Source organism: Methyloglobulus sp., assembly GCF_040079455.1.
In the GTDB taxonomy this organism is placed as follows: Bacteria; Pseudomonadota; Gammaproteobacteria; order Methylococcales; family Methylomonadaceae; genus Methyloglobulus.
Window position 1 is genome coordinate 1 of the sequence record NZ_JBEBKJ010000157.1, and the last position, 2864, is coordinate 2864.

Consider the following 2864-nt stretch of genomic DNA (forward strand, 5'->3'; position numbering starts at 1 on the left):
GGTTTGGGCTAGGTTCTTCCAGGACATAGGCTATTGCTCGAACTTGAATAAAGGCTTATTTTACCCATTTTGGGGCTTGAGGTCGTGCAAAGGTCTCTTTATATAGATCTCAAGGTAAATTTAATGAAGCTGAGCCAATGCATCAACTCAGCTATATGATTTATCAAGAAACTTTTAGCAGAGATCATCCTCAAGTCGCACAAAGTTTATTTGAACTGACCGAGTTTTATTCTTGCCAAAAGAAATACTCTGAAATTGTGGTTTTGTACAAATCAATTCTTAGGCCTAGAAGCGGGGAAGCAAGTCAGAACTATCCTGAAGTTGTCACCAGTTTAATTAAATTGAGAGAGATCTTATCCTCCAATAGAAGATATATCGAAGCAGAGGTTACTTATAAGAAAATTCTAGTAGTAATCGATAATGCTTTAGGTCAAGACCATCAAGTTTTCTTCAATTGCTTACATAACTTAGGGCTATTATATTTCCCACAAAAAAAGTATTCCGTTGCCGAGGCTTTATATAAAGAAGTTTTTGAAATTATGGAGAAAATTTTATATCCATATCATCCAAGTATTGGAATTTGTTTAGGCAATTTGGCAAGAGCCCATTTACTACAAGGCAAATACTCTAAAGCCAAACCTTTGTACCAAAAAAGCCTTGAAATTACAGAAGTTGCTTTTGGTAAAAACCATACTAATGTTGGTTACTGCTTATGGAACTTAGCGTATATTTATCAAAAACAATGGGTTATTGTTCATGCTGAAAGAAGTTACCAAAGAAGCCTAGCAGTTTTAACAAGTTCTTTAGGCGAAGAACACCCTGATACAGAAAGATTGGAAAAAGAGTACAAGTCTTTTTTAAGAAAGAAAATATTAATAAAGTGGGCAAAAGAACTTATGCTTTTTTTAAGGATACCCCAATAATTCTGTTAGCGTGTAGTTTTGGCTGAATAAAATGATACCTTTATGCCTTATGGGTGCAACAAAAACCGAAGCCTTGATTTTTGGGGTTTGTACACTCACCCTAACCTACACAACCCACATTAATCCCGCCCAATTTTCGTTTGCCGTGACTGGTATTGGGCAGGTTTCGGCGTACCAGCCGCTTGTCCAGCAAGTAGGGCGGGTCGAGACCCGCCTCATGCAGGCGATTCTTTCTGAAGCATCATTCCTCTAAAATTTTAGGAGAAAGTTTAAGCATTAGTTTGTCCAATCTTCTATCGTTAAACCACCGACCTGATAGAAAGCCTTATCATTGGTCACTAATACAGCATCTATACTCAGGGCGTGAGCTGCAATCAAATGATCAAGTGGTGCAAGAGTTTTGCCTTGGCGTTCCATTTCAGCCCTTATAATCCCATAGATTTTCACAATGGCACTATCCCAAGGCAGGACATCGACACGCTTTAGGAATTCTTCGACGACCAGGTGAAGCCGCTTAGCCTCTGGTCGTTTTGCCAAGCCGTAATAAAGTTCGGCTTCGGTGATAACCGAGATGCCAAGCGATGCCATCGGCATTTTTACAATTCGTTGGGATACAACAGGATGCTCTTTTATCAGGTGGCTTACGATGTTGGTATCCAACAGGTATCGCTTCACTCGTGCCAGCCTTCAAAAGGATCGCGATTTTGCAATGCCTGCTTGTGTTCGTGTTCATCCAAAAAGTCGGCAGGGATGTCTGCATTTTTAACCGCAGCAAAAAAACTAACCCAATCCGGCGGTTTACGCGAAAGAATAATATCGCCAGTTTCTGGGTCTTGGCGGATAAACACTTCCTGCGTATCAAACCGGAATGCGGCAGGCAACCTAACAGCTTGGCTGCGACCATTGTTAAATAACTTGGCAACTTGGCTCATCGTAGTGGCCTCCTGTTGTGGTATATATCTTAGTATATTACACTTTTCAGCAAGGTTCAAACGCTAACCATAGCGGGGTTGGCATCTTCTTCCCGAAGACTTGTGTGGATAGTTCGAAGATGAGTTTATTAAGGCGGATGTCCCGATGTTTTGCAATGGTTTTCAGGCGTTCAGCCGTGTCGTCAGGTAGTCGGTGGATACGGTACTAATATTGTTAATAACATAACCTCAATAAGTGTTCTGGTGTAATGACTCCATAACCCAAATGCTTGAGCTCGGCTTTGGCAAAGTCCGATAAATTATTGGTAATGACATAGCTGATACCGGTGACAATGGTAAGTTCTGGTTTAACGGAGTAGACAAGTGATCAATGATATTCCACTGCGGACATTGTCTTTAGAATGTATTGTATTTAGACATCAAATTAAATCCTTTGGATTGATCATAGGGTTATGTGACATCCCATCAGGCAGTTTTAACTGGATGGTTTCCGTTTGATTGGTTGCCCCATCGTTTTTAGGGTTTGGGCTTAGCCTAACGGCTTTAGTGTCGATGGCATTGTTTGCCATGTTTTTATCGCCTGAATTTGGTTTTACTTTCAGTCGAGTTAAATTCTGTTTCCGCAGATATCTGGAAAATGTCACGTAGTGAACCGAAATAATGTTTTCTTCAATTAAGGCTTCCCAGATAGTCTTTGGGTAAAACCCTTAGCCAAATAAGACTTTATCAACTCCAGGTTCGCCAAAAATTCCACATAGCTCAGGTTGTTTGATTGTTTCGCCCGCGCAATCAGAGTTGTTTCAAGTGAATTTGTTTTTGAAGTATCAGCCATGGTATTAGCCTTTTAAGTAAAGGGCGCACTTTAAGCAGTGAGCTTATTGGCTATTAATTGTAATTATGTGATATTTAGGGATAATAAATGAAACTATACGAAAAAATCTACAATAATTAGTTATTATCGTAACATTATGTATATTAAGAGTAAATATTATTATTTATTGACAAATAC

General features: G+C 39.5%; 5 protein-coding genes and 1 pseudogene. 3 read left to right on the forward strand and 3 right to left on the reverse strand.

All coding sequences use genetic code 11. From position 1 onward, the window contains the following. Positions 1-110: 110 nt before the first annotated feature. From ABL924_RS18200 to ABL924_RS18210, 3 genes and pseudogenes are all read left to right on the forward strand, one after another. Positions 111-269 (forward strand): annotated as a pseudogene (locus ABL924_RS18200) (tetratricopeptide repeat protein); the annotation flags it as partial. Further along, positions 258-923 carry a tetratricopeptide repeat protein gene (locus ABL924_RS18205; protein ID WP_349028516.1) on the forward strand — a complete coding sequence of 222 codons (666 nt, stop codon included), beginning with the start codon at positions 258-260 and terminating at the stop codon, positions 921-923. The pseudogene ABL924_RS18200 and the gene ABL924_RS18205, both read left to right, overlap by 12 nt. 31 nt (positions 924-954) lie before the next feature. Then, positions 955-1176, forward strand: coding sequence for a hypothetical protein (locus ABL924_RS18210; protein WP_349028512.1), 222 nt, complete (start codon positions 955-957; stop codon positions 1174-1176). A gap of 23 nt (positions 1177-1199) precedes the next feature. On the opposite strand, the gene ABL924_RS18215 is transcribed toward ABL924_RS18210, so the two are convergent. From ABL924_RS18215 to ABL924_RS18225, 3 genes are all read right to left on the reverse strand, one after another. Further along, on the reverse strand, positions 1200-1598 hold the full coding sequence (locus ABL924_RS18215; RefSeq protein ID WP_349028513.1) for a type II toxin-antitoxin system VapC family toxin: 399 nt from the start codon (positions 1596-1598) through the stop codon (positions 1200-1202). After that, positions 1595-1855: an AbrB/MazE/SpoVT family DNA-binding domain-containing protein gene (locus tag ABL924_RS18220; protein WP_349028514.1), complete on the reverse strand. Its 261-nt coding sequence runs from the start codon at positions 1853-1855 to the stop codon at positions 1595-1597. Before ABL924_RS18220 ends, ABL924_RS18215 begins: the two co-directional genes overlap by 4 nt. A 419-nt stretch (positions 1856-2274) precedes the next feature. Beyond that, positions 2275-2499: a hypothetical protein gene (locus ABL924_RS18225; RefSeq protein ID WP_349028515.1), complete on the reverse strand. Its 225-nt coding sequence runs from the start codon at positions 2497-2499 to the stop codon at positions 2275-2277. Positions 2500-2864: the final 365 nt, after the last annotated feature.

What these genes read in the sequence shown, in the direction of transcription:
- ABL924_RS18220 (WP_349028514.1), bottom strand. Translation starts at nt 1,855, where the DNA reads ATGAGCCAAGTTGCCAAGTTATTTAACAATGGTCGCAGCCAAGCTGTT.
- ABL924_RS18210 (WP_349028512.1), top strand. Translation starts at nt 955, where the DNA reads ATGATACCTTTATGCCTTATGGGTGCAACAAAAACCGAAGCCTTGATT.